General features: G+C 37.5%; 1 pseudogene. It reads left to right on the top strand.

Annotation, left to right across the window (positions count from 1 at the left end):
- Positions 1–37: 37 nt before the first annotated feature.
- A pseudogene (locus K4H96_RS10395) lies at positions 38–604 on the top strand (transcription-repair coupling factor); the annotation flags it as partial.
- Between the last annotated feature and the right edge of the window lie 240 nt (positions 605–844).

Below are 844 nucleotides of genomic sequence, written 5' to 3'. Positions count from 1 at the left end.
TCCTCGAGCATAATCTTTCTCAGAAAGCAGGATATCAGAAGCTATTTTAGAAAAAGCTGTTGATCCTGCTTTGAAATCTTACTTAGAAGAGSTACTAATAAGTGCCAAAGAGGGGTTCCATCATGCAGATATTCGTAAATTCCTTTCTTATTTTTATCAGAAAGAATGGACTATTTTAGACTATTTGCCTGTTCATAGTCCTGTGTTTTTTGATGATTTTCAAAAAATTGTGGATCGACATGCTCAATTTGAACTGGAAACAGCTAGTTTGTTGACAGATGATTTACAAAATTGTAAAGCTTTATCAAGTCAGAAATATTTTGCAGATAAGTACCAAGATTATCGTCAATATAAACCAGCAACCTTCTTTTCAAGCTTACAAAAAGGTTTGGGAAATCTGAAATTTGATGCTTTGTATCAATTCAATCAGTACCCAATGCAAGAATTTTTCAGTCAGTTTCCCTTGCTCAAGGAAGAGATTAATCGTTATAAAAAATCTGGCTATACAATAATTTYACAAGCAAATTCTTCGGCAGGTTTACAAAGTTTACATAAAAATTTACAGGAATATGATATTCATTTAGACTATATAAAAGAGGCTAAAGAACGCGACCACCGTAAGTTAGGTAAAGAGCTGGATCTCTTCATGATTTCACAAGAAGTGGGTCAAGGCTTGCCATTCTGGCTGCCAAATGGTGCGACGGTCCGTCGCGAGTTGGAGCGCTACATCGTTGATAAAGAGTTGGCTTCAGGCTACCAACACGTCTACACTCCGCCTTTGGCTTCGGTGGAACTCTATAAGACTTCTGGCCACTGGGAGCACTACCAAGAGGATATGTTCCCA

The organism is Streptococcus sanguinis, assembly GCF_020729765.1.
Taxonomy (GTDB): domain Bacteria; phylum Bacillota; class Bacilli; order Lactobacillales; family Streptococcaceae; genus Streptococcus; species Streptococcus sanguinis_Q.
Note: the sequence above shows the minus strand (reverse complement) of the source record. Positions and strands in the feature narration are given on the sequence as shown.